Annotated in this window: 27 protein-coding genes; 11 read left to right on the top strand and 16 right to left on the bottom strand. The window is 73.1% G+C overall.

Annotated elements, in window-relative coordinates; all coding sequences use genetic code 11:
* Window positions 1-31 precede the first annotated feature (31 nt).
* Both IE118_RS06350 and IE118_RS06345 read right to left on the bottom strand, forming a co-directional pair.
* A complete protein-coding gene (locus IE118_RS06350) occupies window positions 32-910 on the bottom strand; it encodes a nucleotidyltransferase domain-containing protein (protein WP_229846688.1) in 879 nt (292 codons plus the stop codon).
* Window positions 901-1437: a cysteine hydrolase family protein gene (locus IE118_RS06345; RefSeq protein WP_189556282.1), complete on the bottom strand. Its 537-nt coding sequence runs from the start codon at window positions 1435-1437 to the stop codon at window positions 901-903. Before IE118_RS06345 ends, IE118_RS06350 begins: the two co-directional genes overlap by 10 nt.
* A gap of 130 nt (window positions 1438-1567) precedes the next feature.
* Between IE118_RS06345 and IE118_RS06340 the strand changes: the two genes are divergently transcribed.
* Both IE118_RS06340 and IE118_RS06335 read left to right on the top strand, forming a co-directional pair.
* A complete protein-coding gene (locus IE118_RS06340; protein WP_189556281.1) occupies window positions 1568-1984 on the top strand; it encodes a pyridoxamine 5'-phosphate oxidase family protein in 417 nt (138 codons plus the stop codon).
* A gap of 73 nt (window positions 1985-2057) precedes the next feature.
* A complete protein-coding gene (locus IE118_RS06335) occupies window positions 2058-2513 on the top strand; it encodes a type II toxin-antitoxin system PemK/MazF family toxin (protein WP_189556280.1) in 456 nt (151 codons plus the stop codon).
* Here IE118_RS06335 and IE118_RS06330 read toward each other — a convergent pair.
* The gene (locus IE118_RS06330) at window positions 2467-3342 is read right to left on the bottom strand and encodes a TIGR02452 family protein (protein ID WP_189556279.1); all 876 of its coding nucleotides are present in this window, start codon (window positions 3340-3342) and stop codon (window positions 2467-2469) included. The genes IE118_RS06335 and IE118_RS06330 overlap by 47 nt on opposite strands.
* A 302-nt stretch (window positions 3343-3644) precedes the next feature.
* On the opposite strand from IE118_RS06330, the gene egtA reads away from it, so the two are divergent.
* The 4 genes from egtA to egtD are packed head-to-tail and all read left to right on the top strand — an operon-like array spanning window position 3645 to window position 8036.
* Entirely contained in the window at window positions 3645-4961 is a 1317-nt protein-coding gene (gene egtA / locus IE118_RS06325; RefSeq protein ID WP_189556278.1) for an ergothioneine biosynthesis glutamate--cysteine ligase EgtA, read from the top strand.
* Window positions 4958-6274, top strand: coding sequence for an ergothioneine biosynthesis protein EgtB (egtB, locus tag IE118_RS06320; protein WP_189556277.1), 1317 nt, complete (start codon window positions 4958-4960; stop codon window positions 6272-6274). Before egtA ends, egtB begins: the two co-directional genes overlap by 4 nt.
* Window positions 6274-7077 carry an ergothioneine biosynthesis protein EgtC gene (gene egtC / locus IE118_RS06315; protein ID WP_189556276.1) on the top strand — a complete coding sequence of 268 codons (804 nt, stop codon included), beginning with the start codon at window positions 6274-6276 and terminating at the stop codon, window positions 7075-7077. The genes egtB and egtC overlap by 1 nt, the downstream gene beginning before the upstream one ends.
* Entirely contained in the window at window positions 7074-8036 is a 963-nt protein-coding gene (egtD, locus tag IE118_RS06310) for an L-histidine N(alpha)-methyltransferase (RefSeq protein WP_189556275.1), read from the top strand. The genes egtC and egtD overlap by 4 nt, the downstream gene beginning before the upstream one ends.
* A 22-nt stretch (window positions 8037-8058) precedes the next feature.
* Here the strand turns inward: egtD and IE118_RS06305 are convergent, their stop codons facing one another.
* Window positions 8059-9312, bottom strand: coding sequence for an extracellular solute-binding protein (locus IE118_RS06305; protein ID WP_189556274.1), 1254 nt, complete (start codon window positions 9310-9312; stop codon window positions 8059-8061).
* A 228-nt stretch (window positions 9313-9540) separates the two neighbouring features.
* Here IE118_RS06305 and IE118_RS06300 point away from each other — a divergent pair, with 228 nt between their 5' ends.
* Window positions 9541-9756, top strand: coding sequence for a dodecin (locus IE118_RS06300; protein WP_189556273.1), 216 nt, complete (start codon window positions 9541-9543; stop codon window positions 9754-9756).
* 40 nt (window positions 9757-9796) lie between these two features.
* Here the strand turns inward: IE118_RS06300 and IE118_RS06295 are convergent, their stop codons facing one another.
* Window positions 9797-10288 carry a phosphatase domain-containing protein gene (locus IE118_RS06295; protein ID WP_189556272.1) on the bottom strand — a complete coding sequence of 164 codons (492 nt, stop codon included), beginning with the start codon at window positions 10286-10288 and terminating at the stop codon, window positions 9797-9799.
* Between the two features lie 60 nt (window positions 10289-10348).
* On the opposite strand from IE118_RS06295, the gene IE118_RS06290 reads away from it, so the two are divergent.
* Window positions 10349-11368 carry an LLM class flavin-dependent oxidoreductase gene (locus IE118_RS06290; protein WP_189556271.1) on the top strand — a complete coding sequence of 340 codons (1020 nt, stop codon included), beginning with the start codon at window positions 10349-10351 and terminating at the stop codon, window positions 11366-11368.
* Between the two features lie 40 nt (window positions 11369-11408).
* On the opposite strand, the gene IE118_RS06285 is transcribed toward IE118_RS06290, so the two are convergent.
* From IE118_RS06285 to IE118_RS06260, 6 genes are all read right to left on the bottom strand, one after another.
* Entirely contained in the window at window positions 11409-12338 is a 930-nt protein-coding gene (locus IE118_RS06285) for a DUF2382 domain-containing protein (RefSeq protein ID WP_189556270.1), read from the bottom strand.
* Between the two features lie 103 nt (window positions 12339-12441).
* The gene (locus tag IE118_RS06280; RefSeq protein WP_189556269.1) at window positions 12442-13254 is read right to left on the bottom strand and encodes a lysophospholipid acyltransferase family protein; all 813 of its coding nucleotides are present in this window, start codon (window positions 13252-13254) and stop codon (window positions 12442-12444) included.
* On the bottom strand, window positions 13251-14039 hold the full coding sequence (locus tag IE118_RS06275) for a GNAT family N-acetyltransferase (RefSeq protein ID WP_189556268.1): 789 nt from the start codon (window positions 14037-14039) through the stop codon (window positions 13251-13253). Before IE118_RS06275 ends, IE118_RS06280 begins: the two co-directional genes overlap by 4 nt.
* Window positions 14040-14307: 268 nt before the next feature.
* Window positions 14308-15057: a succinate dehydrogenase/fumarate reductase iron-sulfur subunit gene (locus IE118_RS06270; protein WP_189556267.1), complete on the bottom strand. Its 750-nt coding sequence runs from the start codon at window positions 15055-15057 to the stop codon at window positions 14308-14310.
* Window positions 15054-17003 carry a fumarate reductase/succinate dehydrogenase flavoprotein subunit gene (locus IE118_RS06265; RefSeq protein WP_189556266.1) on the bottom strand — a complete coding sequence of 650 codons (1950 nt, stop codon included), beginning with the start codon at window positions 17001-17003 and terminating at the stop codon, window positions 15054-15056. The genes IE118_RS06270 and IE118_RS06265 overlap by 4 nt, the downstream gene beginning before the upstream one ends.
* A gap of 2 nt (window positions 17004-17005) precedes the next feature.
* Window positions 17006-17677: a succinate dehydrogenase gene (locus IE118_RS06260; RefSeq protein WP_189556265.1), complete on the bottom strand. Its 672-nt coding sequence runs from the start codon at window positions 17675-17677 to the stop codon at window positions 17006-17008.
* Window positions 17678-17797: 120 nt separating this feature from the next.
* On the opposite strand from IE118_RS06260, the gene IE118_RS06255 reads away from it, so the two are divergent.
* Entirely contained in the window at window positions 17798-18682 is an 885-nt protein-coding gene (locus tag IE118_RS06255; RefSeq protein ID WP_189556264.1) for a LysR family transcriptional regulator, read from the top strand.
* A gap of 93 nt (window positions 18683-18775) precedes the next feature.
* On the opposite strand, the gene IE118_RS06250 is transcribed toward IE118_RS06255, so the two are convergent.
* The 4 genes from IE118_RS06250 to IE118_RS06235 form a co-directional block, all read right to left on the bottom strand.
* Entirely contained in the window at window positions 18776-19096 is a 321-nt protein-coding gene (locus tag IE118_RS06250; protein ID WP_189556957.1) for a nuclear transport factor 2 family protein, read from the bottom strand.
* A gap of 63 nt (window positions 19097-19159) precedes the next feature.
* Window positions 19160-21304 carry a putative bifunctional diguanylate cyclase/phosphodiesterase gene (locus tag IE118_RS06245; protein ID WP_189556263.1) on the bottom strand — a complete coding sequence of 715 codons (2145 nt, stop codon included), beginning with the start codon at window positions 21302-21304 and terminating at the stop codon, window positions 19160-19162.
* Window positions 21301-22113 (bottom strand): SAM-dependent methyltransferase, encoded by an 813-nt coding sequence (locus IE118_RS06240; protein ID WP_189556262.1) that lies wholly within the window; start codon window positions 22111-22113, stop codon window positions 21301-21303. The genes IE118_RS06245 and IE118_RS06240 overlap by 4 nt, the downstream gene beginning before the upstream one ends.
* Window positions 22114-22435: 322 nt before the next feature.
* Window positions 22436-23380, bottom strand: coding sequence for an SCO0930 family lipoprotein (locus IE118_RS06235; protein WP_189556955.1), 945 nt, complete (start codon window positions 23378-23380; stop codon window positions 22436-22438).
* 625 nt (window positions 23381-24005) lie between these two features.
* Between IE118_RS06235 and IE118_RS34440 the strand changes: the two genes are divergently transcribed.
* Together IE118_RS34440 and IE118_RS06230 are read left to right on the top strand one after the other, a co-directional pair.
* Entirely contained in the window at window positions 24006-24134 is a 129-nt protein-coding gene (locus IE118_RS34440; protein ID WP_268248927.1) for a hypothetical protein, read from the top strand.
* A gap of 31 nt (window positions 24135-24165) precedes the next feature.
* Window positions 24166-24930 carry a bestrophin-like domain gene (locus IE118_RS06230; protein WP_189556261.1) on the top strand — a complete coding sequence of 255 codons (765 nt, stop codon included), beginning with the start codon at window positions 24166-24168 and terminating at the stop codon, window positions 24928-24930.
* 96 nt (window positions 24931-25026) lie between these two features.
* On the opposite strand, the gene IE118_RS06225 is transcribed toward IE118_RS06230, so the two are convergent.
* Entirely contained in the window at window positions 25027-25524 is a 498-nt protein-coding gene (locus IE118_RS06225; protein WP_189556260.1) for a hypothetical protein, read from the bottom strand.
* Window positions 25525-25645 lie beyond the last annotated feature (121 nt).

Here is a 25645-nt window from a genome sequence, read left to right as displayed (position 1 = left end):
TAGACGTCCCGCCCGGTGACTGTCGAGGTGGTTAACCGCCGCCACCGGGCCGATCGGCGTCCTCGGCGCGGACGCCGTCCCCGACCTCCGCCTCGACGCTCTCGTCCACCCGGTCCGCCACCCAGCCCAGGAAGTCCCGCACCCGCGCGCCGGGCAGCGCGAGCGCCGACTCACGGGGCCGCGAGAAGCTGCGCAACGCGTCGGAGATCAGTGGCCGGAAGCCCGCCTCGGCGGCCGCCACGATCTCCGCCGCCCCGCGCTTGGCGTACCAGTGACCGGTGCGGCAGTACACCACGGAGCGGCAGCCGTTGAGCACCCGGTTGTCGGCCACGTGCCCCTCGCCCCCGGCGTGCTCGCGCACCGAGGCGCGCAGCGCGGCGAGCACGGCGGGACGCCGTGGCGCCGCGATCACCTCCCGCACCGGCCGGCCGGCCAGGGAGAGGCCGCACTGACGGGCGACGGAGCGGTCCAGGACGTACCAGAACGCGGGCGACTCCCCGGGGTCGTAGCTGACCCGTTCGGGAAGGGACGGTCCCGTGTTGAGATCCATCAGGTAGCCGGCGTCGCCGGACGGGCGGGCGGTGAAGGCGGCCGGGTACACGACCAGCTCCAGGCCCGCCGCGGGACAGGGCAGGGCGGGATGAACCAGCCGGGCGGCCAGTTCGGCCCGCTCCCGGTGCGGGAGCGAGCCCTCGACCACCACCGTCACGTCGACGTCACTGCGCCCGTGCCGGTAGTCGCCGAGCGCGACGGATCCGACGGCCAGGACGCTCACCGGGCGGGGGCCGCAGACGGCACGGATGCGGCGCACCAGTTCGTCCAGGTAGGGACGGAGCTCGCGCGGCGGACCGGCGGGACCGCTCGGGGGGCGGACGTCCCCCGGTCCGTACGACGCCGGGGTCAGGTCCACAGTTCGTCGGCGGCGCACACCCGCGCCCCCATGTTGCGCTCCATCATCCGCAGGGCGGCGTCCGCCAGATCGGCGTGGATGTGGGCGACGGCGTCCCGGGGAACGATCACGTCGAGGTGCCGGATGTGCGCGTCGAGCGCGGAGTACAGGACGCACTGCTCCGTCACCTGGCCGCAGAGCACGAGCCGGTCGATGCCCTGCTGGTTGAGCAGGTAGCCCAGCGGCGTCTCGAAGAAGATCGAATGGCGGGCCTTGACCACGAAGAGGGAGGAGTCGTCCGGCCGCAGCGGCTCCACGAGCTGCGCGTGGGGTCCCGACAGGGCCTTGTCGAGCAGCTCACCGTGGTGGGAGCGCCACTCGCCGAAGTTGTCGTTGACGTAGATGACCGGGACGTCCTGCTCCCGCGCGCGTTTCAGCAGGCCGGAGACGACCGGTACGACCGATTCGGCGGAGGGGATCAGCTGCTCGGCGTCCGGATGGTCGTAGGTGTTGATCATGTCGATGACGGTCAGCGCGGTCTTGCCCATGCGTCCAGGGTTCCACCGGGGAAGCGAGTCGAACATGTTCCGCCGTGGAGACGGCACGAGGCCCCGAGGCACCCGCCATCAGGGCCGTCCGGCCCTAGCCGCGCCGGGTCGTGGCACCGACGATGGACGAATGATCCATACCGATGGCTTCCGCCTGCTCGACCGGCAGGAGTGTTTGCGCCTGCTGACCAAGGCGCCGGTCGGTCGCGTCGTCTACACCCGGCAGGCGCTGCCGGCGGTCCTGCCCCTGAACTTCTCCCTGGACACGGACTCCTCCGTGGTGCTGTGCACCTCCGCGGCCTCCGAACTGGTGCGGGCGATCGACGGGGTGGTGGTCGCCTTCGAGGCCGACGACTTCCGGGCCGAGCGCCGGGCCGGCTGGAGCGTGGTGGTCACGGGCCGGGCCGCCGTGATCACCGACCCGGCCGAGCACGAACGTCTGCTGCGGACCGGACCGCGGTCCTGGATGCCCATGCACGACGGCGTGTTCGTCCGCATCGAGGCCGAGATGGTCACGGGCCGCGAACTCACGGGCACACCCGGCTGAGCGTCCCGTCCCCGCTCGGGCGGTGGCCGGGGCACCCCGTGGGAGCGTCCCCGCCGTGCCGTACGGTACGGCTGTGACCGCCTTCACCCCTGATGACGCCCCCGGCCGCCACGGCCCGTCCGCCACCGTCGAGGCCGAGCCCCGTGAGGTGGGCCGGGTGCGCACCGAGTACGCGCCCGCACACGACGGCGACCCCGATCCCGGGGAGATCGTCTGGACCTGGGTGCCCTATGAGGAGAACGACGGCCGGGGCAAGGACCGTCCGGTGCTCGTCGTCGCCCGGGAGGCGGGCGGGACGGTGCTCGCCGTCCAGCTGTCCAGCAGGCGGCCCGCGGCCGGGGGGAGCGCCCGGGAGTGGGTGCCGATCGGCAGCGGGCCGTGGGACCGGTCGGGCCGCGACTCGTGGGTGGCCGTGGACCGGGTGCTGCGGCTGCACGACGACGGCATGCGCCGCGAGGCGTGCGCCCTGGACCGGATGCGCTTCAACCTCGTACGTCAGCGGCTGCGGGAGCGGTACGGCTGGAGCTGACCCCCGGCGGCCCGGACAGCAGGTCCGCGAGGGTCCGCTCGAACGCGGCACGGACGGTGCCCTCCCGGGTGCGGTCCAGGATCGCGAAGGCGACGTGCTCGAAGGCCCCGGCGAACCGGCCGCCCGGCGCGAGATGGGTGCGGAAGGCCGCCGCGACCTGCGCCGGATCGTTGCGGAACACCCCGCAGCCCCAGGCGCCCAGCACCAGCCGCCGGTAGCCGTGGACGGCGGCGGTCTCCAGCACCCGTCCGGCCCGCGCCCCCAGGGCGTGCGGCAGCTCGCCCGCCCGCTCCGGCGCGGTGCGCAGGACGACGCCCGCGTTGGGCGCGGGCGAGGTGAGGAACCCGGCCGTGAAGGGCACGTCCAGCAGTCGGCCCCGGTCGTCGCGGAAGACCGGCACGGCCGGTGAGTGGATCACCCGGTCGGTGTAGAACGGGTCGCGGTGGGCGCGGTGGTGGTCGTAGAAGCCGGGCGCCCGCCGCAGGCAGGTGTACAGCGCGGACGCCCGGCACAGGGCCTCTTCCTGGGCCTGGGCGCCGTTCAGGTATCCCCCGCCCGGATTCCGGGCGGAGGCGAAGTTCAGTACGGCCGTGGCACCGGCGAGCCGGCGGGCGGCCTCGAAGCTGCTCTCACCGGTGACCTCGAACCGCGTGACGGCCGGTCGGAACGCCGGGACCGCGACCGGTTCCGGCCCGTACGTCCGCGTGCCGTCCCGCGCCGCGTCGATCCGCGCCGCGAGGGACACCTCGTGCCCACCGGGCGCGCGATAGCCCCCCGCCGCGACGATCCCCTCGGTCTCCCGGGCGATCTCCCGCAGGCGCGCGCTCACGGCGCCACCCCCGTAGCCGCCGTGTCCGCGCGCCGCGCGATCTCCCCCGTCGTGCTCATGCACGCATCCTGAGCGATGCTGGTGATGCGGCGCAACGGAGTTTCCCCGCGTCGCGAAGGCCCGGCCCCCCGGGCGCGGAAGCCCCGGTGAGCGGGCCGGAGGGAAGGACGGGTGAACCGGTACGCCCGCGAGGCGCACTTGTGCCCGGCGGCGCGAAGGTTTTGGGTGGACGGGTTGGTGCCGGCCGGGACCGACGAGGGTCCGGGTCGGCGACATGGTGGAATCTCAGGAGGATCCCTCACATGTCCGATGCGTCAGACGGCTGTGCGCAGCCACGAACCGTCACCGAAGCCGAGGTGGACGCCCTGGTGCGGGGCATCTGCTTCAAGACCGGACCGCCGCGCCGCCTCGGTGTCGAGGTGGAATGGCTCGTCCACGAGCTGCGGGACCCGCGGCTCCCCGTGTCCCCCGAGCGCCTCGCGGCCGCCCACGCCGCCGTACGGACGGTGCCCCTGAGGTCGGCGCTCACCGTCGAACCCGGCGGCCAACTGGAGCTGAGCTCGCCGCCCGCCGCCTCCCTGATGGAGTGCGTCGGCACCGTCTCCGCCGACCTCGACGCCGTCCGCGCGGTGCTCCGCCGGGACGGCCTGGTCCTCGCCGGTCTCGGCCACGACCCCTGGCGGACACCCCCGCGCTTCCTGCGCGAACCGCGGTACGACGCCATGGAGGACTGCCTCGACCGCGGCGGCCCCGCGGGCCGCGCCATGATGCGCGCCTCCGCCTCCGTGCAGGTGTGCCTGGACGCCGGGTACGAGGAGCCCGGGCCCCTCGGCCACGTGCGGCGCTGGTGGCTCGCGCACCGGCTGGGCCCGGTCCTGGTCGCCGCGTTCGCCAACTCTCCCTTCGCCGACGGCCGCCCGACCGGCTGGCTGTCCACGCGGCAGCTGCGCTGGGAGCAGATCGGCACCGGCCGGGCGGGCGGACCCGCACTGGACACCGACCCGCGCGCGGCGTGGGCCCGGCACGTACTGGACTCCCCCGTCATGTGCGTGCGCGACGACGGCGGCCCGTGGCAGGTGCCCCGCGACCTGACCTTCCGCGAGTGGATCAGGACCGGCGCTCCGCGCCCGCCCACCCGGGAGGACCTCGACTACCACGCGACCACCCTGTTCCCGCCGGTCCGGCCGCGCGGGCACCTGGAGCTGCGCATGATCGACGCGCAGCCGGGGGACGACGGCTGGATCGTGCCGCTGGCGGTGACGACGGCGCTGTTCGACGATCCGGAGGCCACCGAGACCGCCTACCGCGCGGTGAAACCGCTGGCCGAGCGGACGCACGGCCTGCCCGCCCCGCACAACGCGCTGTGGCGGGACGCGGCCCGGGTGGGACTGGCCGACCCGGAACTGCGCGAGGTGGCCGCCGGCTGTTTCGCGGCCGCACTGCGCGCCCTTCCCCGCCTCGGCGCCGGCCGGGTGGTCGTCGACGCGGTGGAGGCGTACCGGGACCGTTACGTCGCCCGGGGCCGCTGCCCCGCCGACGACCTGCTCGAAACCCTGCGCGCCACGGCCGGCGGCCGCCCTCGTCACCACTCCCCGCACGGGAAGGACACCCCCTCATGACCGACCCCGCCCTCGACGCCGAGGCCCTGCGCGAGCGCGCGGTCGCCTCGCTGATCACCGCGCGGGACCGCACGACGCTGCTCACCAGCTGCGTCGAGGAGGCCGACCTGACCGCACAGCACTCGCCGCTGATGTCCCCGCTGGTGTGGGACCTGGCCCACATCGGCAACCAGGAGGAGCAGTGGCTGCTGCGGGCCGTCGCCGGCCACGAGGCGATCCGGCCCGAGATCGACGGTCTGTACGACGCCTTCGAGCACCCGCGGGCCGAGCGTCCCGGCCTGCCGCTGCTGCCGCCGCGGGAGGCCCGCCGGTACGCCGCCGACGTGCGCGGCCGGGCGCTGGACGTGCTGGAGGGGGCGGCGTTCCACGGGACGCGGCTGACCGAGGCGGGCTTCGCGTTCGGGATGATCGCCCAGCACGAACAGCAGCACGACGAGACGATGCTGATCACCCACCAGCTCCGCAGGGGGCCGCGGGCCCTCACCGCCCCGGACCCGGACCCGGTACCGCTGTACACGGGCCCGGCGGAGGTGCTCGTCCCCGGGGGCCCGTTCACGATGGGCACCTCGGACGAGCCGTGGGCGCTGGACAACGAACGCCCCGCGCACCGGCGGGAGGTGGCGCCCTTCCACATCGACACCACGCCGGTGACGAACTCCGCCTACCAGGCGTTCATCGAGGACGGCGGTTACGACGAGCCCCGCTGGTGGACCGCCGAGGGCTGGGCCCACATCCGCCGCAACTCCGTCACCGCGCCGCTGTTCTGGCGCCGGGACGGCGGACAGTGGCTGCGGCGCAGGTTCGGTGTCACCGAGGTGGTGCCGCCCGACGAGCCGGTGCTGCACGTGTGCTGGTACGAGGCGGACGCCTACGCCCGCTGGGCCGGGCGCCGGCTGCCCACCGAGGCCGAGTGGGAGAAGGCGGCTCGCCACGACCCGGCCGGCGACCGCTCGATGCGTTACCCCTGGGGCGAAGCCGACCCGGAGCCCGGTCACGCCAACCTCGGCCAGCGGCACCTGCGTCCGGCGCCGGCGGGGAGCTATCCGGCCGGTGAGTCGCCGCTCGGCGTTCGGCAGCTGATCGGGGACGTGTGGGAGTGGACGGCCAGCGACTTCCTGCCCTACCCCGGCTTCCGGGCGTTCCCGTACAAGGAGTACTCGGAGGTGTTCTTCGGGCCGGAGTACAAGGTGCTGCGGGGCGGTTCGTTCGCCGTGGACGCGGTGGCCTGCCGGGGCACCTTCCGCAACTGGGACCTGCCGGTGCGGCGGCAGATCTTCTCCGGGTTCCGCACGGCACGCTCGGGGGATGTCTGATGTGCCGTCATGTAGCTTACGTGGGGCCGCAGGTCTCGCTGGGCGAGCTGCTGGTGGCGCCGCCGCACGGCCTGTACCGGCAGTCCTGGGCGCCCCGGCGGCAGCGGTACGGAACGGTCAACGCCGACGGGTTCGGGGTGGGCTGGTACGCGCAGGACGATCCGGTGCCGGCCCGGTACCGCAGGGCCGGTCCCGTCTGGGCGGACCTGTCGTTCGCGGACCTGGCCCGTGTCGTGCGCACCCGGGCGCTGCTGGCCGCGGTGCGGGACGCCACGCTGTCGGGTGCCGACGCGGAGGCCGCGGCGGCCCCGTTCGCGGCCGGCACCTGGCTGTTCAGCCACAACGGGGCGGTGCCCGGCTGGCCGGGCTCGCTCGCGTCCCTGGTCACCGCCCTGCCCGCCGAGGACCTGCTGTCGCTGGAGGCGCGCAACGACTCGGCGTTCGTGTGGGCGCTGGTGCTGGCCCGGCTGCGGGCCGGCGACGAGGAGGGCCAGGCGCTCGCCGACACGGTCCTGGACATCGCCGCGGCGGCCCCGGGCGCCCGGCTCAACCTGCTGCTCACCAACGGCGACACCGTCACCGCGACCGCCTGGGGCGACACGCTGTGGTACCTCACCCGGACCGGCGGCGGCACCGTCGTGGCGTCCGAGCCCTACGACGACGACCCGCACTGGCGGGAGGTCCCCGACCGCACGCTGCTCGCCGCGAGCCGTACGGACGTCCTGCTGACCCCGCTCAAGGAGCCCGGCGACGCCCTGACGTCCGCCAACGCGCCCGCACCATCGAGGGAGCCCCTTACGTGAGTCCGTTCCACCTCACCCGCACCCTGCCCGAGGACACCACCGGCGCCGCCCTGCGCGCCGACGTCCGCGAGGGCCTGACCGGCAGCCCGAAGACGCTGCCGCCCAAGTGGTTCTACGACGCCCGGGGCAGTGAACTCTTCGAGGAGATCACCGCGCTGCCCGAGTACTACCCGACCCGTTGCGAGCGCGAGATCCTGCGCGCCCGCGCCGATGGGATCGCCGAGGCGTCCGGGGCCCGCACCCTGGTCGAACTGGGCTCCGGGTCCTCGGAGAAGACGCGCTACCTGATCGACGCGCTGACGGACCTGCGCGCGTACGTCCCCGTCGACGTCAGCGAGAGCGCGCTCACCAGGGCGGGGCAGGCGCTGGCCGCCGAGCGGCCGGGGCTCGACGTGCACGCGCTGATCGCCGACTTCACCGCCCGGCTGGTGCTGCCCGCCACTCCGGGGCCGCGGCTGGTGGCGTTCCTCGGCGGCACCATCGGCAATCTGCTGCCCGCCGAGCGCGCCGCGTTCCTCGCCTCCGTCCGCGCCCTGCTCACCCCGGGCGACGCCCTGCTGCTGGGCACCGACCTGGTGAAGGACGAGGAGGTGCTGGTCCGGGCGTACGACGACGCGGCCGGGGTGACGGCCGCGTTCAACAAGAACGTCCTGTCCGTCATCAACCGGGAGCTGGGCGCGGACTTCGATCCGGGCGCCTTCGACCACGTGGCGGTGTGGGACGCCGGCCGGGAGTGGATCGAGATGCGGCTGCGTTCCCGTACGGCGCAGACGGTGAAGATCCCCGCCCTGGGGCTCGTCGTGGACTTCGCGGCGGGCGAGGACCTGCGCACCGAGGTGTCGGCGAAGTTCCGCCAGGACGGGGTGCGTACGGAACTGGCCTCGGCGGGACTGGAGCTGACCCGCTGGTGGACGGACGAGGAGCGGCGGTTCGCGCTGTCCCTGAGTACGGCACGCTGAGCGGGTCGGCACGCGCCGGGCCCTAGTCGAAGGCCAGGGCCTCGGTGATGCGCTCGGCGGCGCGTTCGGCCTCCCTGGCCGGGTCCGCGCCCCGGAGCACCTTCGTCATGTACTCCTTGATCGGGTTGTCCGCCTCGACCGCGCTCCACTGGGGTGTTCCGGGGGTCGCCCGGCCCTGTGCGGCGCCGGCCGCCATGGCCGCGATCCCCTCCTCCTCCGCCACCGCGCCGGCGAGGGAGGTCTTGTTGGGGACGTAGTTCATGGTGCGGGCCAGTTCGGTGTTCCAGCGCTTGCCGGTGAGTGCCGCCACCACCTCGATCGCGGCCTCCCTGGCGTCGGTGTTGGCGGGCACGACGAGGTCGGAGCCGCCGGTGAAGACGGCGCCCGGGGTGCCGGCCGTCCTGCCGGGGACGGGGAAGTAGCCCAACTTGCCCTCCAGCTCCGGGTTCTGCTTCAGGACGGCCCGCACCACCCCGGGCACGGCCACGATCTGCGCGACCCGGCCGTCGGCGAACACCCCGGCCTGCGGGGGGTGTTCCTCGTCGGCGTCGACCGGTCCGTCGCCCAGTGCCTGGAGCCGGCGGTAGAAGTCCATGCCGCGCAGCGCCTCCGGGCTGTCGAGGGTGCCGCGCCACACGCCGTTCCGCTCCGTGGCGAGTTCGCCGCCCTCCTCCCAGATGAATCCGGCCAGCGTGTACCAGTCCTGACCGGCGAGGTAGATGCCCTGGTCGTCGCCGGTGTCGAGCTTCTCGGTGAGGGTGAGCCACTCGTCGCGGGTCTTCGGCGGCGCGGTGATGCCCGCCTCCCGGAAGAGGTCCTTGCGGTAGACGACCACGCGGTTGGCCGCGTACCAGGGGATGCCGTACTGCTGGGAGCCCCACCGGCCGGGTTCGGCGAGGCCGGGCAGCCACTCGTCGCGCCCCCAGTCCCGCATCGACTCAAGGGTGAGGTCGAGCAGTCCGTCGCCCTCCGCGTACGTGGCGACCTGGGTGTTGCCGACCTCGATGACGTCGGGGCCGCCCGGGTCGGCGGTCTCCAGCGCCTGCTGCACCTTCTCGCCGATGCCGGTCCACTCCTGGACGCGGACGTCGAGGTCGATCTGCGTGTGCTCGCGCTCGAACTCCTCGGTGAAGCGGTCCAGATACTCCTGCGACGCGCTGTGCTGCATCACCCACACGGTGACCGTCTGCCGTTCCGGTTCGCTGCCGGGCACCAGTCCGCAGCCGCTGAGCAGGGTGGCGGACACACAGGCGAGGGCGAGCAGACGGCGTTTCACGTGGGGTCCTGTTTCTGTCTGACGGACAGGGCGGGGCCCGACGTGGGGGGCGAGCGGATGCTCGGGCGGGTGCTCAGCATCTTGGTATGGACCAATGAGTAGGTCAAGCCGTCAGGCGGACGGGGCCGACATCTCGCGCTCCGCCGCGGGGTGGGGCACCGTGGAGTGACGTGTGACAGGAGCGGCACCCGGTGCGGCCGGACGGCCCCCGGGGAGAGGAGCGGCAGCATGTCGGACCACACCTACCGGGTCACGGAGATCGTCGGCACGTCGCCCGAAGGCGTCGACCAGGCCGTGCGCAACGGCATCGAGCGCGCGTCGCAGACACTGCGCAACCTGGACTGGTTCGAGGTGACCCAGGTGCGCGGCCAGATCGAGGACGGGCGGGTCGCCCACTACCAGGTGGGGCTCAAGGTCGGTTTCCGCCTGGAGGAGACGGACTGAGCGGGGCCACCGCCGGGCCGTGCGGCCCGGGCCGTGCGGCTCAGGTCCGCCCCTCGCGCTCCTGAGCGTCCTTCAGTTCCCCGGACGGAGCCGTCCAGCGGGCCTGCACGACGGTGAAACCGGCCCGCCGGGCGTCCAGGCAGACCAGTTCGTCGTCGTCCACCAGGACGCGGATGTCCCGGGTGCGGGCGAGACGGCGCAGGACGGCCAGCTTGGTGTGCCGGGCGGGCCGGCGGTCGGCGTTGCCGCGCATGTGCACGGCGCCCTCGGGCAGCCCCTGCGCGGCGAGCCAGTCGAGCGTGTCGCGCCGGCAGCGCTCGGGGCGCCCGGTGAGGTAGACGATCTCGCACTCCCGCGCGCTCTCCCGCACCAGCGCGATGCCCTCGGCCAGCGGCGGGTCCGCGGGCGCCGCGGCGAAGAACGCGTTCCAGTCGCGCGGCCGGCGCTCCAGGAAGTGCTGCCGGTGCGCGGTGTCGGCGAGGGTGTTGTCGAGGTCGAACACGGCCAGCGGCCGCTCGTCACGGTCGGTCACACCGCCACTCTAGACACCGGCCGGGCGGAATCCCGCGGGCGGGCGGGTGTTGAACCCGGTATGAGCTCCGTCATCGCCTCCGCCCGATTCTCCGTCCTCGACCGCAGCCGCACGCGTGAGGGGCACACCGCCCCCGAGGCGCTGCGGGACACCGTCGCGCTGGCGCGGGAGGCGGAGCGGCTCGGCTACCACCGGTTCTGGGTGTCGGAGCACCACGGCGTGCCCGGGGTGGCCGGCTCCGCGCCGACGGTGCTGGCCGCCGCCGTGGCCGGCGCGACCCGGACGATCCGCGTCGGGACCGGCGGGGTCATGCTGCCCAACCACCGGCCGCTCGTCGTGGCCGAGCAGTTCGGGGTGCTCGAATCGCTGTTCCCGGGGCGCGTCGACATGGGGCTGGGGCGTTCGGTCGGCTTCACCGACGGGGTGCGCAGGGCGCTGGGCCGCGGCAAGGGCGACGCGGAGGACTTCGCCGGGCAGCTCGACGAACTGCTCGGCTGGTTCCTGGGCACCTCCCCCACGGGGGTGCGCGCACGGCCGTCCGAGGGCCTCACCGTGCCACCCTTCATGCTGGCCATGGGCGAGGGCGCCGCCGTCGCGGCCCGAGCGGGCCTGCCGATGGTCATCGGTGACCTGCGGGACCGCGACCGGATGCGGCGCGGCATCGACCACTACCGCGAGCACTTCCGCCCGTCCCGGTGGGCGAGCGAACCGTACGTCGTCGTCTCCGGCACGGTCGCGGTGGCCGCCACCGCCGAGCGGGCCCGGCGGCTGCTGGTGCCGGAGGCCTGGTCGATGGCGTACTCCCGCACGCACGGCACATTCCCGCCGCTGCCGCCCGCCGAGCGCGTCGAGTCGCTCGCCATGACGGCGAAGGAGCGCGGATTCTACGAGGCCGGGCTGGCCGGTCAGCTCGCGGGCACGGAGGACGAGGTGGCCCGGGGGCTGGAGTCGCTGCTCGCGGAGACGGGTGCGCAGGAGGTGCTCGTCACCACCAGCACCCACGACCGGGAGGCACTGCTGGACTCCTACCGGCGGCTGGCCGCGATCGCGGGTCTCCGGGACGGCTCCGTGGGCCGGTGACGCGTCACCGGCCCACGGGGTCACGAGGTGGGTGAGGGAGTCATTCCCTGCCCCTGCCGGGGACGTCGCGGCCCCGGCGCCCGGACTCCTCGTCCATCTCGGTCTCGGCCTCGATGCGCTCCTTGCGGACGCTGCCGCGGACCGTCGTGTCCTCCGACTTCTCCTCCGTGGTCATCCTGACCCGTTCCACCGGGACCGTCTCGGTGGTCACGACGGGACGTTCCTCGTGCAGGGTGACCTCGTGCTCGGCCTCCGAGATCTCCGGGCCCTCCATGGCCTCGCCCCGGTTGGCCTCCGTGATCGGCTCGCGCTCCACGCGCACTTCCTCGTGGCGCACGGGCACGGTCTGCTGCACCTCCTCGGTGACCACGTACTTGCGCAGCCTGGCCCGTCCGGCCTCGCGGCGCTCGACGCCGACGTGCATCTGCTCCTCGGAGCGGGTCATGGCGTCGTCGCGCGGTCCGGTGCGGGCCTCGGCGCGGTGGCCCGCGCCTCCCGCGGCCCCGGGCGTTCCGGCGGCCCCGCCCGGCCTGGCGGCGGCTCCGGCCGCACCAGCCGCGCCCGCGGCCCCGGCGGCACCCGCCGTGCCCGTGTCCGCCGTGCCCGTGCCGGTCCCCCGGTCGTGCTCCCCGGGGTCGGTCAGGACGGAGTCCCAGTTGATGCCGTAGTACTCGTACAGGCGCTGCTCCTCGTCCACCGACAGATGGCCGCCCGCGTCGATGTCGACATTGGGAGCGCCCTTGACCTTGTCCTTGCGGTAGGGGACCTCGAGGTGGTCCTTCACCAGCGCGGCGTCGCGCATGGGGACGAACGACTCGCTGGATCCGAACATGCCCGTTTTGACGGTCACCCACTCGGGGCGTCCACTCGCGTCGTCGAGGAAGACGTGCTTCGCGTCGCCGATCTTGTTGCCGTCCCCGTCGTACACGGGGTGATCCAGCAGGATCGAGATCTCATCGCGGGTGATCATCTTCCATCACCCTCCTTTCGGGGGTCTCTGCTCCCCGGTTCTCCTGATCAGGGGCCAGAAAACGGACCAAATGGCACAAAAAGCACTGAATTTTCGACAGTGCTCACTCGTGGTGCCCGTCCACGGGAGGCGGGCGGTGACCCGGTGCGCCCGGCGGCTGTGCCGCACGGGCCAGGGCGCGGCGGTCGGCGTGACGCCCCGGCGGGATGGGGCGCTCCACCTCGATCTCGGCCGTCACGCCACGGGCCGACGCCACCCGCCACAGGGAGGCGAGCAGGGTGTCGTCGCCGACGAAGGCGGGCGCGGTGGCCGGTGCGCCCCGTCCGTTCCGGTAACGGATGCGGACCGGCAGCACCGGGACCCCGGCGTCCAGCGCGGCCTGGAACACCGCGCGGCGGAACTCCCCCCGGCCCCGCCCGCACCAGGTGCTGCCCTCCGGGAAGGCCGCGACCGCCGCACCGGCGCGCAGGATCCCGGTGAGCGCGGCGACCGTGTCCGGCAGGCCCCGCAACCGGTCGCGGTCGATGAACAGCACGCCCGCCCGGGCGGCCAGGGCTCCCGCGACGGGCCAGCGCCGTATCTCGGACTTGGCCAGCAGCCGTGCCGGGCGGACCGCGGTGAGCAGGGGGACGTCCAGCCACGAGATGTGGTTGGCGACCAGCAGCAGCCCGCCGGTGGGCGGGGCGGCGCCGACGACACGGACCCGGACCCCGGCCGCCCGCACGAGCCACCGGCACCACCGGCGCACCGGGCCGGCCGGGATCCACCGCCCGAACGGCAGCAGCGCCGTCCCGGCGAACAGCAGCAGCCCGACCGCGGCCAGCCGCAGCACGGCCGGCAGTGCGGACGCCACGCTCGCCGTGCGGTCCACGCAGCCCCGGGGCGTGCACGGCGCGCCCGGCAGCCAGACGCTCACCGGACGGGAACGGGGGCGGGGGCGAGGGAGAGGAAGTGGCGCAGGTAGCGGGGGTTGACGCGGTCCATCGGCAGCAGCACGTAGAAGTCGGCCACCCCGAAGTCCACGTCGTGCGCGGGCTCCCCGCAGACCCAGGCGCCGAGCCTGAGGTAGCCGCGCAGCAGGGCGGGAAGCCCGGCCGGGGCCACGGCGGGTGCCGTGTTCCGCGGTCGCCAGGGCAGCAGCGGACGCACCCGGTACTCCTCGGGCGCCAGATGCCCGGTCCGCACCCGGTCCCAGGCGGCGGAGGCGAGCGCGCCGCCGTCGGCGAGCGGGACGGAGCAGCAGCCGGCCAGCCAGCCGTGGCCGCGGTCGGTCATGTAGCGGGCGATGCCCGCCCAGATGAGGCCGATGACGGCGCCGTCCCGGTGGTCCGGGTGCACGCAGGAGCGGCCGACCTCGACCAGCGACGGCCGCATCGCGTCGAGCGCCGACAGGTCGAACTCGCCCTCCGCGTAGAGCCGTCCGGCGATGCCCGCGCGTTCGGGCGGCAGCAGCCGGTACGTGCCGACGACCTGCCCGGTCGCCTCCTCGCGCACCAGCAGGTGGTCGCAGTAGGCGTCGAAGGGGTCGGCGTCCAGGCCCGGCTCGGAGCCGGACAGCAGGGCGCCCATCTCTCCCGCGAAGACGTCGTGGCGCAGGCGCTGGGCGGCCCGCACCTGCTCCTCGTCGCGGGCGAGGGTGACGGTGTAGCGGACGGGGGCGGTGGGCCGCGGGGGCTGGGCGACGGTCAGTACGCCGGTCATGGCTCTCTCCTGATCACGCACCGGAGCGGGAGTGGGGACACCCCCGTTGTCCCGAGCCGGGTTGGCCGGTACGTGACCGGAGCCGGGTGTGCGGATGTGGAGATGCTGAATGCCGGGAGCGACCGCGCGGGACGGGCCGGCAGGAGCACCGCTCCCGGCCGCGCGGGACGGGGCCGGGAGGAGCACCTCTCCCGGCCCCGTCCGTCCGCACCTCCGGCGAACGTCCGGTGCGCCCCGCGGGCGCGGGGCGTGCCCTGGTGCGGAGGCGTTACCGCCTGCCGGCCTTGCGCGTGGCCCGCAGCCACTCCTTGTTCATCCCTGTGATGGAGGTCAGCGGGATCCCCTTGGGGCAGGCCGTGGCGCACTCCCCCGCGAGGGTGCAGCCGCCGAACCCCTCCTCGTCCATCTGCGCCACCATGTCCAGGACCCGCGTCTCGCGCTCGGGAGCCCCCTGCGGCAGCACGTTCAGGTGGTTGATCTTCGCGGAGGTGAACAGCATCGCCGCCCCGTTGGGGCAGGCCGCGACGCACGCCCCGCACCCGATGCACTCCGCGTGCTCGAAGGCGAAATCGGCGTCCGGCTTGGGCACCGGTGTGGCGTGGGCCTCGGGCGCGGATCCGGTGGGCGCGGTGATGTAGCCGCCCGCCTCGATGATGCGGTCGAAGGCCGACCGGTCGACCACCAGGTCCTTCACGACCGGGAAGGCGGACGCCCGCCACGGCTCGACGTCGATGGTGTCGCCGTCCGCGAAGGACCGCATGTGCAGCTGGCAGGTGGTGGTGCGCTCGGGCCCGTGGGCGTCGCCGTTGATGACCAGCGAGCAGGCGCCGCAGATGCCCTCGCGGCAGTCGTGGTCGAAGGCGACGGGGTCCTCGCCACTGAGGATGAGTTCCTCGTTGAGGGTGTCGAGCATCTCCAGGAAGGACATGTCGGGAGAGATGCCGTCCACCTCGTACGTGGACATGGCGCCGTCGGCGTCGGCGTTCTTCTGCCGCCAGACGCGCAGGGTGAGCTTCATGCGTAGCTCCGCTGGGTGGGGTGGACGTACTCGAAGACCAGGTCTTCCTTGTGCAGGACGGGAGCCTCGCCGGTGCCGGTGAACTCCCAGGCGGCCACGTAGGAGAAGGCGTCGTCCCTGCGGGCGGCCTCGCCGTCCGGGGTCTGCGACTCCTCACGGAAGTGGCCGCCGCAGGACTCGGAGCGGTGCAGCGCGTCGAGGCACATCAGCTCGGCGAGCTCCAGATAGTCGACGACGCGGTTGGCCTTCTCCAGTGACTGGTTGAACTCCTCCCCGGTGCCGGGGACCTTGATGCGGCGCCAGAACTCCTCGCGGATCTGCGGAATCCGCTCCAGGGCCTTGCGCAGCCCGGAGTCGGTGCGCGCCATGCCGCAGAACTCCCACATGAGTTCGCCGACCTCGCGGTGGAAGGAGTCGGGGGTGCGGTCGCCGTCCACCGACAGGAGCAGGTGCAGCCGGTCCTGGGTCTCGGCCACCACCTCCTGCACCGCCGGGTGCCCGTCGGTCACCGCGTCCTGGTGCGGGTTGCGGGCCAGGTAGTCGTTGATGGTGGCCGGGAGGACGAAGTAGCCGTCGGCCAGGCCCTGCATCAGCGCGGAGGCTCCTAGCCGGTTGGCGCCGTGGTCGGAGAAGTTGGCCTCACCGATCGCGAACAGGCCCGGAACGGTGGTCTGGAGGTCGTAGTCGACCCACAGTCCGCCCATCGTGTAGTGCACGGCGGGGTAGATGCGCATCGGCACCCGGTACGGGTCCTCGTCGGTGATGCGCTGGTACATGTCGAAGAGGTTGCCGTACTTCGCCTCGACCGCCTCACGTCCCATGCGCTTGACGGCGTCGGCGAAGTCCAGGTAGACGCCCTGGCCCCCGGGGCCCACTCCCCTGCCCTCGTCGCAGACGTTCTTGGCGGCCCGGGAGGCGATGTCGCGGGGCACCAGGTTGCCGAAGGAGGGGTAGATGCGCTCCAGGTAGTAGTCGCGCTCGTCCTCGGGGATCCGGTCGGCCGGGCGGGTGTCGCCCTTGGCCTTGGGCACCCAGATCCGGCCGTCGTTGCGCAGCGACTCGCTCATCAGGGTGAGCTTGGACTGGTGGTCACCGGTGCGCGGGATGCAGGTGGGGTGGATCTGGGTGAAGCAGGGGTTGGCGAAGTGGGCGCCGCGCCGGTGCGCCCGCCAGATCGCGGTGGCGTTGGAGTTCATGGCGTTCGTCGACAGGTAGAAGACGTTGCCGTAGCCGCCGCTCGCGAGGACGACGGCGTCCGCGAAGTACGTGTCGATCCTCCCGGTGATCAGGTCGCGCGCGACGATGCCGCGGGCCCGGCCGTCGACGACGATCAGGTCGAGCATCTCGGTGCGCGGGTGCATCTCGACGTTGCCGGCGGCGATCTGCCGGCTGAGCGCCTGGTAGGCGCCGAGGAGGAGCTGCTGGCCCGTCTGGCCGCGGGCGTAGAAGGTGCGGGAGACCTGGACACCGCCGAAGGAGCGGGTGTCCAGGAGACCGCCGTACTCGCGGGCGAAGGGCACGCCCTGGGCGACGCACTGGTCGATGATCTCGACGGAGATCTGCGCGAGGCGGTGGACGTTGGACTCGCGGGAGCGGAAGTCGCCGCCCTTGACGGTGTCGTAGAACAGCCGGTGGACGGAGTCGCCGTCGTTGCGGTAGTTCTTCGCCGCGTTGATGCCTCCCTGCGCGGCGATGGAGTGGGCGCGGCGCGGGGAGTCCTGGTAGCAGAACTGGACCACGTGGTAGCCCTGTTCGGCGAGCGTGGCGCCGGCGGAGCCGCCCGCGAGGCCGGTGCCGACGACGATGACGGTCTTGCCGCGCCGGTTGGCGGGGTTGACCAGCTTGGCCTCGAAGCGGCGCCTGTCCCAGCGCTCGTGGACCGGGCCCGCGGGGGCCTTGGTGTCGGCGACGGGCTCGCCGGTCGTGTAGGCGGTGTAGGAGGTCATGGTCAGCTCACCACTCCGGTCATGACGCCCACGGGGACGGCGAGGAAGCCGGCCGTGAGCAGCAGCGCGAGGGCATTGGCGGTGGTCTTCAGGGCGCGGTCACGGGTGCGGCTGCCGACGCCGAGGGTCTGGGCCGCGCTCCAGAAGCCGTGCCGGATGTGCAGGCCGACGGCGATCATCGCGACGACGTAGATGGTGTTGCCGTACCAGGTGGAGAAGGTGTCGACGACGTTCTGATAGGGCTTTCCGGTCTCGAATCCACCGGAGTGCACGGTTCCGGTGGTCAGGTCGAGGAGGTGCCAGACGATGAACAGGGCGAGGATGATCCCGCCCCAGCGCATGGTGCGGGTGGCGTAGCTCGCCCGCGGCTTCCTGTGCACGTACTTGCTGGGGCGCGCCTTGATGTCGCGGCGGCTGAGCTGGTAGGCGGAGACGGCATGCGCGATCACCGCGACCACGAGGACGACGCGGATCAGCCAGAGCGTCCACTCGTAGTGCATGAACGGTTCGCCGACCGTGCGCAGCCAGTGGGCGTAGTGGTTGAACTCCCCTGCCCCGAAGAAGATCTTCAGGTTCCCGATCATGTGGGCGACCAGGTAGAGCAGCATGACGAGGCCGCTGACCGCCATCACTGTCTTCTTGCCGACGGTCGAGTTCCACACGGTGCGTGCCATGGACGGTCGTCGGTCCGTCCGCGTTGCCAGAGCCATGGCATCAGACGCTAGGGCCGGAAGGCCCCATCGGTCCAAGACATGGTCCGCCTTGTTTTGATAGGCAGGGGCTATGGTGGCTGTATGCAGTTCCAGCAGCTCCAGTACTTCGTGGCGGTCGCCGAGACCCGGCACTTCACCCGGGCCGCCGAACTGGTCCACGTCGCACAGCCGTCCCTCTCCCAGCAGATCAAGGCGCTGGAGCGGGAGCTGGGGGCGGACCTGTTCCGGCGGGCACGGGGGAACATCACGCTGACCGACGCGGGCGAGGCGCTGCTGCCGCTGGCGCGGCGGATCCTGGCCGACACGGAGACGGCGCGGCACGAGGTGCAGGAGGTGGCACAGCTGCGCGGCGGGCGGGTGCGGCTGGGGGCGACGCCGAGCCTGTGCACCGGCCTGCTGCCCGACGTGCTGCGCGCCTTTCACGACCGGTATCCGGGTGTGCGTCTGCTGATCGAGGAGGGCGGCTCGCACGACCTGGTGCGGGAGCTGGCGCGGGGCGCGCTGGACCTGGCCCTGGTGGTGCTGCCGTTGCCGACGCCGTCGCCCGCGCTGACCACGGTGGAGCTGCTGCGGGAGGACCTGGTGGTGGTGTCGTCGCCGGACGCCACGCGGCCGGGGCGGGGCCGGGGCACGGTGCGGATCGCCGATCTGGAGGGTGAGCGGCTGGTGATGTTCCGGCACGGCTACGACCTGCGGGAGCTGACGGTGGCGGCCTGCCGGGCGGAGGGCTTCGAGCCGGAGTTCGCGGTGGAGGGCGGGGAGATGGACGCGGTGCTGGGATTCGTGCGGGCGGGGCTGGGGGTGGCGGTGGTGCCGCGGATGGTCGCCGCGCGGTCGGGGCACGGACTGCGGGTCACTCCGCTGGCGCGGCCGGGGCTGCACCGGGCCATCGCCCTGGCCCACCGCAGTGACGTGGCCCCGCCCCGCGCGGCGCGGGAGCTGCAGCGGATGCTGCTGGAGCGCTGACGACGGGGTGCGAGTCCCTCGCTCCCGCCGCCCCTGCCCGTCCCGCCACCGAGGGCTTCGCCCCCGGTCCCCGTGCGCCGTCGATCGCGCGCCTCAGGGGGCCGGCGTGGCCTGGTGGTAGTACATGCGCCAGCCGGTGCGGTCGTCGCGCTCGCGCCACAGGGAGCTGCGCAGGGCCCGGCGCCCGCCGAAGCGGGTCTCGTACGTGAGGTGCACCAGCCCGGGGGCCAGGAGCATCCCGGTGATCCCCGACGGCTCGTGGACAGGCCCGTCCGCCGAACTGCCCGGCTGGTCGTGCAGCTCGGCGACCATCTCCTCGTACGTGTAGCGCCGGCCCGAGGCGCCCACCTCGGTGAACTCCGGATCCAGCAGGCGCACGACCTCGGTACGGGAGGACCGCACCGCCGGGTCCATGAGCCGCAGCTCACCCTCGATCGCCGCGCGCACCGGGTCCCTCTCCTGGCTCGTCCGCACTGCTCAACCCGTCGCGTCGACGAGCGCCAGTTCGTGCAGCCGGTCCGGCGGTCCCGGGCGGGCGTAGTACCAGCCCTGGGCCGTGTCGCAGCCCAGGATGCGGAGCTGCTCGGCCTGGGCGCCGGTCTCCACGCCCTCCACCGTGACCGCGAGGTCGAGGCTGTGCGCCAGGGAGACGATGCCCTCGACGATCTTGAGGTCGACGGGGTCGGCCGGGAACTGCTGCATGCTCTGCGTGAAGGAACGGTCCAGCTTCAGGACGCTCACCGGGAGCCGGCGCAGATTGGCCAGGTTGGAGTAACCGGTGCCGAAGTCGTCGAGGGCGATGTCGACGCCCATCTCCGCCAGGCGGCGCAGCGGCTTCAGCAGGTCGTCGTCCGCTCCGATCAGCGCCGACTCGGTCACCTCCAGGCACAGCGCGTCGGGCTCGACCCCCGTGCGTTCCAGGATGTCGACGGTGTCCTGGACCAGGCCGGGGTGGGTGAGCTGGCAGGGCGAGAGGTTGACGTTGATGCGCAGCGGGCCGAGGGCCTCCGCACCGCCGTGCCGGTCCTGCCACTCCCTGGCCTGGCGCACGGACTGCTCCAGCACCCAGCGGCCCAGCGGCACGATGAGTCCCGTGTGCTCGGCGAGCGGGATGAACCGGTCCGGGGAGAGCACCCCGTGCTGCGGATGCAGCCAGCGCACCAGCGCCTCGGCGCCCCGGACGCTGCCGTCACCGAGGTGCACCAGGGGCTGGTACTCGATGAAGAACTCGCCCCGGTCCAGGGCCGTCGGCAGCGCCGTGGTGAGCCCGTGCCGGGTGATGGCGCGGGCGTCGGCCTCCGGGTCGGCGAGCTCGAAACGGTTGCCGCCCGCCGACTTGGCCCGGTACATGGTGATGTCGGCGCTGCGCAGGATCTCCGCCGGGCTGCGCTCACCGGCCGGCCCCTCGACGATGCCGATGCTGCCGCGCACGGTCAGCTCCCGGCCGTCGACGCTGATCGGGGCGAGCAGCGCGTTCATGATGCGGGCGGCGAGCTCGTCGACCGTGCGCTGGGTGTCCGGGCCGGTGGTGAGCGCCACGAACTCGTCGCCGCCGAGCCGCGCCACCATCTCGCCGGGTGCGGTCGCGCAGGCCTGGAGCCGGTCGGCGACCTCGACGAGCAGCCGGTCGCCGGCAGCGTGCCCGAGGCTGTCGTTGACGGTCTTGAAACCGTCCAGGTCGAGGTAGCACAGCCCGAACCGCTGGCCCTCGCCCGCGCCGAGCGCCTTCTCCAGACGCTCGAAGAAGAAGGTCCGGTTGGGCAGCCCGGTGAGCGCGTCGTGGGTGGCCTCGTAGCGCAGCCGGAGGTTGAGCAACCGCCGCTCGGTGGTGTCCTCCATGAGGGCGAGCTGGTACTGCGGGTCGCCGTCGGCGTCGCGCAGCAGGGACACCGTCAGGTTGGTCCACAGGACCGTTCCGTCGGGGCGGTAGAAGGCCTTCTCGAGGTGGTAGTGCTCGCGCTCGCCGCTCACCAGCTCCTCGTAGAGCCGCCAGGTCTGCGGAGGGTCGTCCGGGTGGACCCAGTCCCTGACGTTGCGGCCGCGCAGTCCCTGCTCGGACAGGCCGAACATGCGCCGCAGCGCGTTGTTGACCTGGAGGATGTTGCCCTCCAGGTCGGCGATGCCGATGCCTATGGCCGCGCCCTCGAAGACCGCGCGGAAGCGGGCCTCGGTGGCGTGCAGCGCCTGGGCCACCACGCCCTGGGCCTCCAGCGCGGCCTGCGCGATGGCCTCCTGCTCGGCCAGCGTCCGCTCGCGCAGCGCCTGCGCGAAACCCGCGGCCATGGCGTGCTGGAGCCGGGCGCTGCGCGCCCTGAGGTCCTCGCGGTCGCCGCCCTCGCCGCAGTACAGGACGAGGTAGGCGTCCACGCAGTCCAGGGTGCGGCTGAGCGCCTCGGGGTCGGTGCAGTGCTCCCGGACCAGGCCCGCGCCGGCCTGCCTGCCCGCGTCCGCGTCGAACGACCTGGCCCGCAGCGCCTCGCTCAGCAGCCGGGCCAGCGGCAGCAGCCGCGCCTCGAACTCGGGGCGGGTCGAGGAGGTCGAGGTCACCGGGAAGACGGCCCGGCTCCAGATCGTCGCGAACCGGCGCAGTCTGTCCTCCGGCCCGTCCGGCTCCGCGCTCACGCCGTACGCCCCACGCCCGCGAAACCGGAGAAGGCGTAGGGATCCTCGTCCTCCGGTGCGGTGTCGGGCCGCCACTGCGGCATCGGCACCAGTCCGGGTTCCACCATGTCGTACCCCTCGAAGAACCGCGCGATCTCGTCGCGCGTGCGCATGATCAGCGGGTTGCGGATGTTCCGGTACACGTCCACCGCGCCCTCGGCCCGCTCCGGCGGCAACGGGATCCCGTCGTAGGAGGCGTGGCTGAGCACCAGCATGCTGCCGGGCGCGAGTGCCTCGCGCAGTTCGGCCACCGCCGCATACGGGTCGTCCGCGTCCTCCACGAAATGCAGTATGGCAACGAGAAGCAGCGCCACCGGCCGATTCAGGTCGATCAGCCGGAGCAGTTCGGGACTGTCCAGGATCTCCCGGGGCTTTCGGAGGTCCGCGGCGAGGATGCCCGCGCCGTCGTTGCCTTCGAGAACCGCCTGGCTGTGTGCCACCGCCACCGGGTCGTGGTCGACGTACATCACACGGGCGTCCGGAGCGGCCGCCTGTGCCGCTTCGTGGACGTTGCCGAAGGTCGGAATGCCGGAGCCGATGTCCAGGAACTGGGTGATGCCCCCGGCGACGGCGAAACGCACCGCCCGGCGCATGAACGCCCGGTTCGCCTGCATGATCTTGGGGAGTCCCGGCATGAACTCCATGGCCCTGCGGGCCGCTTGCCGGTCGACCTCGAAGTTGTGCGATCCGCCCAGGTAGTAGTCGTACATCCGGGAGACGCTGGGCACCGAGATGTCGATGCTCCGGGGAGCCCAGGCGGGACGCTCCATGCAACTCTCCACAACGTAGGCGATCCGGTGTTCGAGCAGAGGCTACTGATCGCCTGCCAATCGGGCGAGCCCAAACGGAAATTGACCATCCGTTCCCGGTCACTGCCAATGGCACGTGCCGAATCGGTATACCCGTATGCGTGACGAGAAGTGCCGGCGGCATTCCGGAGAGTTCCGACAGGCCGAGAAGTACCGGTGAAGACCGGCGGTATTTCCACGGGTACCGGTGAATCACGGCAAAACGGTCCGCCCCTCCGCGGGCTGCGGAGGGGCGGACGCTCGGCCGGCGGCATCCGGAGCGGACGACACCCTGGGGAGGTTGTTACTTCTCCGGAGCGCCGACCGGCTTGCCGTCGGGGCGTACGGCGTACCACGTGCCGCCCACGCCCTGACCGTTGGTGTCGCCGGCGGCCTTGTCACCGGCGAAGGTGTAGATGGGCCAGCAGTTGATGGTCTGCTGGGCGGCGCCGTCCGGGCGGGTGAAGGTCATGTAGCCCTTCTTCTGGATGCCCTTGGTGTCCGCGAAGTCCACCGGTGCCACCGCCGGCCACTTCTCCAGGCAGGCGCCGGTGCAGGCCGAGACGGGCTTCGGCCAGGCCTCGTCCTTCATGAAGCGGTAGACCGTCATGCCGTTCCTGTCGACGACGATCTCGCCCAGCTTCGGGTCCTGGCGGGTGGACAGCCCCGCCTGTTCGGCGCCCCGCGCCTTCTTGCCCTCGGGGGTGAACGCGAACCACTTGCCGCCCACGCCCTGGCCCTTGGCGTCCCCGGCGTTGACGTCCTTGACGTACCGGTAGGCGGGCCAGCCGTCGACGGTGAGCTGCTTGGTGCCGTCGGCCCGGGTGACCTCCCCGAGCAGCGCCTCGTCGATCCCCTCGCCGGCCGAGGCGTCGTCGGCGGGCACCGGCGGCCAGGTCTTGGCGCAGTCGTCCTCGCAGTTGGACTTGGGCGGCTTCGCGGTGTCCTGGTCGAAGCGGTACAGGGTCAGGCCGAGGTTGTCCGTCACCACCTTGCCCAGTTCGGCGTTGGTGGAGACGTTCAGCTCGCCCGCGGTGTCGGAGGGGCTCGCGGCGGCCTGCCCGCCGCCGGCCTGTCCGGCACCGGCCTGGTCGCCGCCGGCCTGGTCGCCCCCGCTGCCGGCCGCGGCCGTGGCACCCACGTTCTGGCTGACGGGGGGCGGCGGGGCGTCCTGACCGCACGCGGTGGTCAGGGCCAGCACCGCCGCGGCGCTCGCCACCAGTGAGGCGGTCCGCCAGGTGGTCTTCATCGTCAACTCCAGATCATCGCCAGGGTCTTGCAGCGCCCTGCTGTGCCGCCGCTCGACGATGGGTACGCACGGAAGCACGCGTCGTGTTCAACGGCGGCCCGTATTTCTTTCTTTAACTCCTTCGGGGCAATCACCGGGCTCCCACGCGTGACCGGCCGGTTCCCGACTCATGATCCTCGTCGTGCACCCTCTCGTACGGACCCAATCCCGCTTGGTGACCCGCGCGTTGGCCGCGTCGGCGCTGGTCTGGGCGCTCGCCGGGGCGCCCGGCGCGGCGGTGGCCGACGCCTGCGCCTACGCCTCGACGGGACCGGGCGGCACCGAGGCGGTGGCGATCGCGGGCAGCCTCACCTGGACGGATCCCCCGCCCTGCGTACCGACGCCGACGCCGACGCCCACTCCCACGCCGACACCACCGCCCCCACCCACACCGACTCCCACTCCCCCGCCGAGTCCCGACCCGACGCCGGAACCGCCACCGCCTCCGCCCAGGGCCCGTCCGGTACCGCCGCCGGCCCCCGCGCCGCCGGCCCCACCGCCCTCGCCTCCCCGGCCGGCGCCACCACCGCCACCACCGCCGGCCCCGCCGCCGGACCCGCCGAAGCCGCGGCCGTCCGCCGCGCCCGTGCACTACCCGGCGTACCGCGCGGCCCCGGCACGCAAGCCCGGCAACAGCACCACCTCGCCGCTCACCTTCGTCCTGCTCATCACGACGCCCGCGGTGGTCGCCATCGCCGCGCTGCGTCCGCGCTGAGACCCGTCCGACCCCTTTCTGGAGGCACCTCTTGCCGGAATGGCTTGTTCTCACCCTCGCGATGCTCGCCGCCTGTGCCGTCGTGGTCGTCATCACGCTGCTGCGGCACCGCAGGGCGGCCGACGACGAGGACACCAGCGAGACCCCGGACGTCATCGAGTACATGACGATGTGGATCGGCGTGGTGTACGCCATCGTCCTGGGTCTCGCCATCGCCGGTGTCTGGGAGGGCCGCAGCGCCGCCCAGGAGCACGTACGGGCGGAGGCGGTCGCCCTGCACGAGATCAGCGAGCGGGTACGGGTCTATCCCGCCGAGGTGCGTGACCGCATCCGGGACGATGTCAACGCCTATGTCGGACACGTCGTCACCACCGAGTGGCGGTCCATGGCCGACGACAGCCGGGTCACCGAGCGCGGTACCGCCCTGCTCGACCGGGTCCGCCGGGACGTCACCGACTACCAGCCGCGGACGGACTTCGAGGCCCAGGCCTACCAGCCGCTGGTGGACCAGGTGGCCGCCGCCGACGAGGCGCGCAGCGCGCGGGCCGAGTCGACCGGGGAGACCATGCCGGGCGTCGTGTGGTTCGGTCTGATCGCGGGGGCCGTCATCACCATCGGGATGATCTTCGCGCTGCAGATCCGGCGCACCGCCCGGGAGATGGTCCTCGCCGGGCTGTTCTCCGCGCTGATCGCCTTCCTGCTCTTCCTCATCTGGGACTTCGACGCACCGTACGGCAGGGGCCTGGCCACGTCGGCGGACCCGTTCCTGCGGCTCTTCCCGCACGTCGGCGGCTGAGCCGCCTCGCGGGGACGGAGCGACGCCCCGGATCCGGCGGGATCCGGGGCGCGGCCTGTCGAACACGTGCGCATCGGGACCGAGGGGAACAGCGGCTCAGATCCGCTTCTCGGCGCGACGGCGCATCCAGAAGACACCGCTGCCGGCGACCGCCGCGGCCACCAGCGCCCCGCCGATCGCCACGTCGGTGGGGGTGGCACCGCTGGTGCTGCTGCCGCCGATGCCGCCGCGCACACCGCCGATGACGGTGAAGGCGGCCGGACGGGTCAGGCTCCTGCCGGAGCAGTGGACCGTGATGTCGTAGGAACCGGCGCGGGCGTCCTCGTCGACGGTGGCGGTTCCCTTGGAGGTGCTGTTGGCACCGTGGATGGGCGTCAGGTTGGTCCGGGGGAAGGCGTTGGAGGTCGCCGTGCCGCCGTTGGGGCAGCCGTCGACGGTGATGGTCAGCTGGCCCCCGCGGGCGATGACGCTGGGCAGGGCGACGATGTTGGACGGGTTGGGGACCCGGCCGGAGTCCGCGACGGCCGCCGGGGCGGCGGCCCCCAGGACGGCGGCCGCGACACCGGCGACCGCCAGGGCACGTGAGTTGCGCATGTGATCCTCCGCGGAAGGCGCCCCGGGGCCCGTCCCCGGTCCGATCGGCGAGAAAGCACCTCCCGGAAAGACCCTCAGTTGCCCTGCGCCGCACCGCATTTCGGGAATGGTCCGTACCGGT

The organism is Streptomyces pilosus (genome assembly GCF_014649835.1).
Lineage (GTDB): Bacteria > Actinomycetota > Actinomycetes > Streptomycetales > Streptomycetaceae > Streptomyces > Streptomyces pilosus.
The sequence above is the reverse complement of the archived record's forward strand: the minus strand, read 5'-3'. Positions and strand labels throughout refer to the sequence as shown.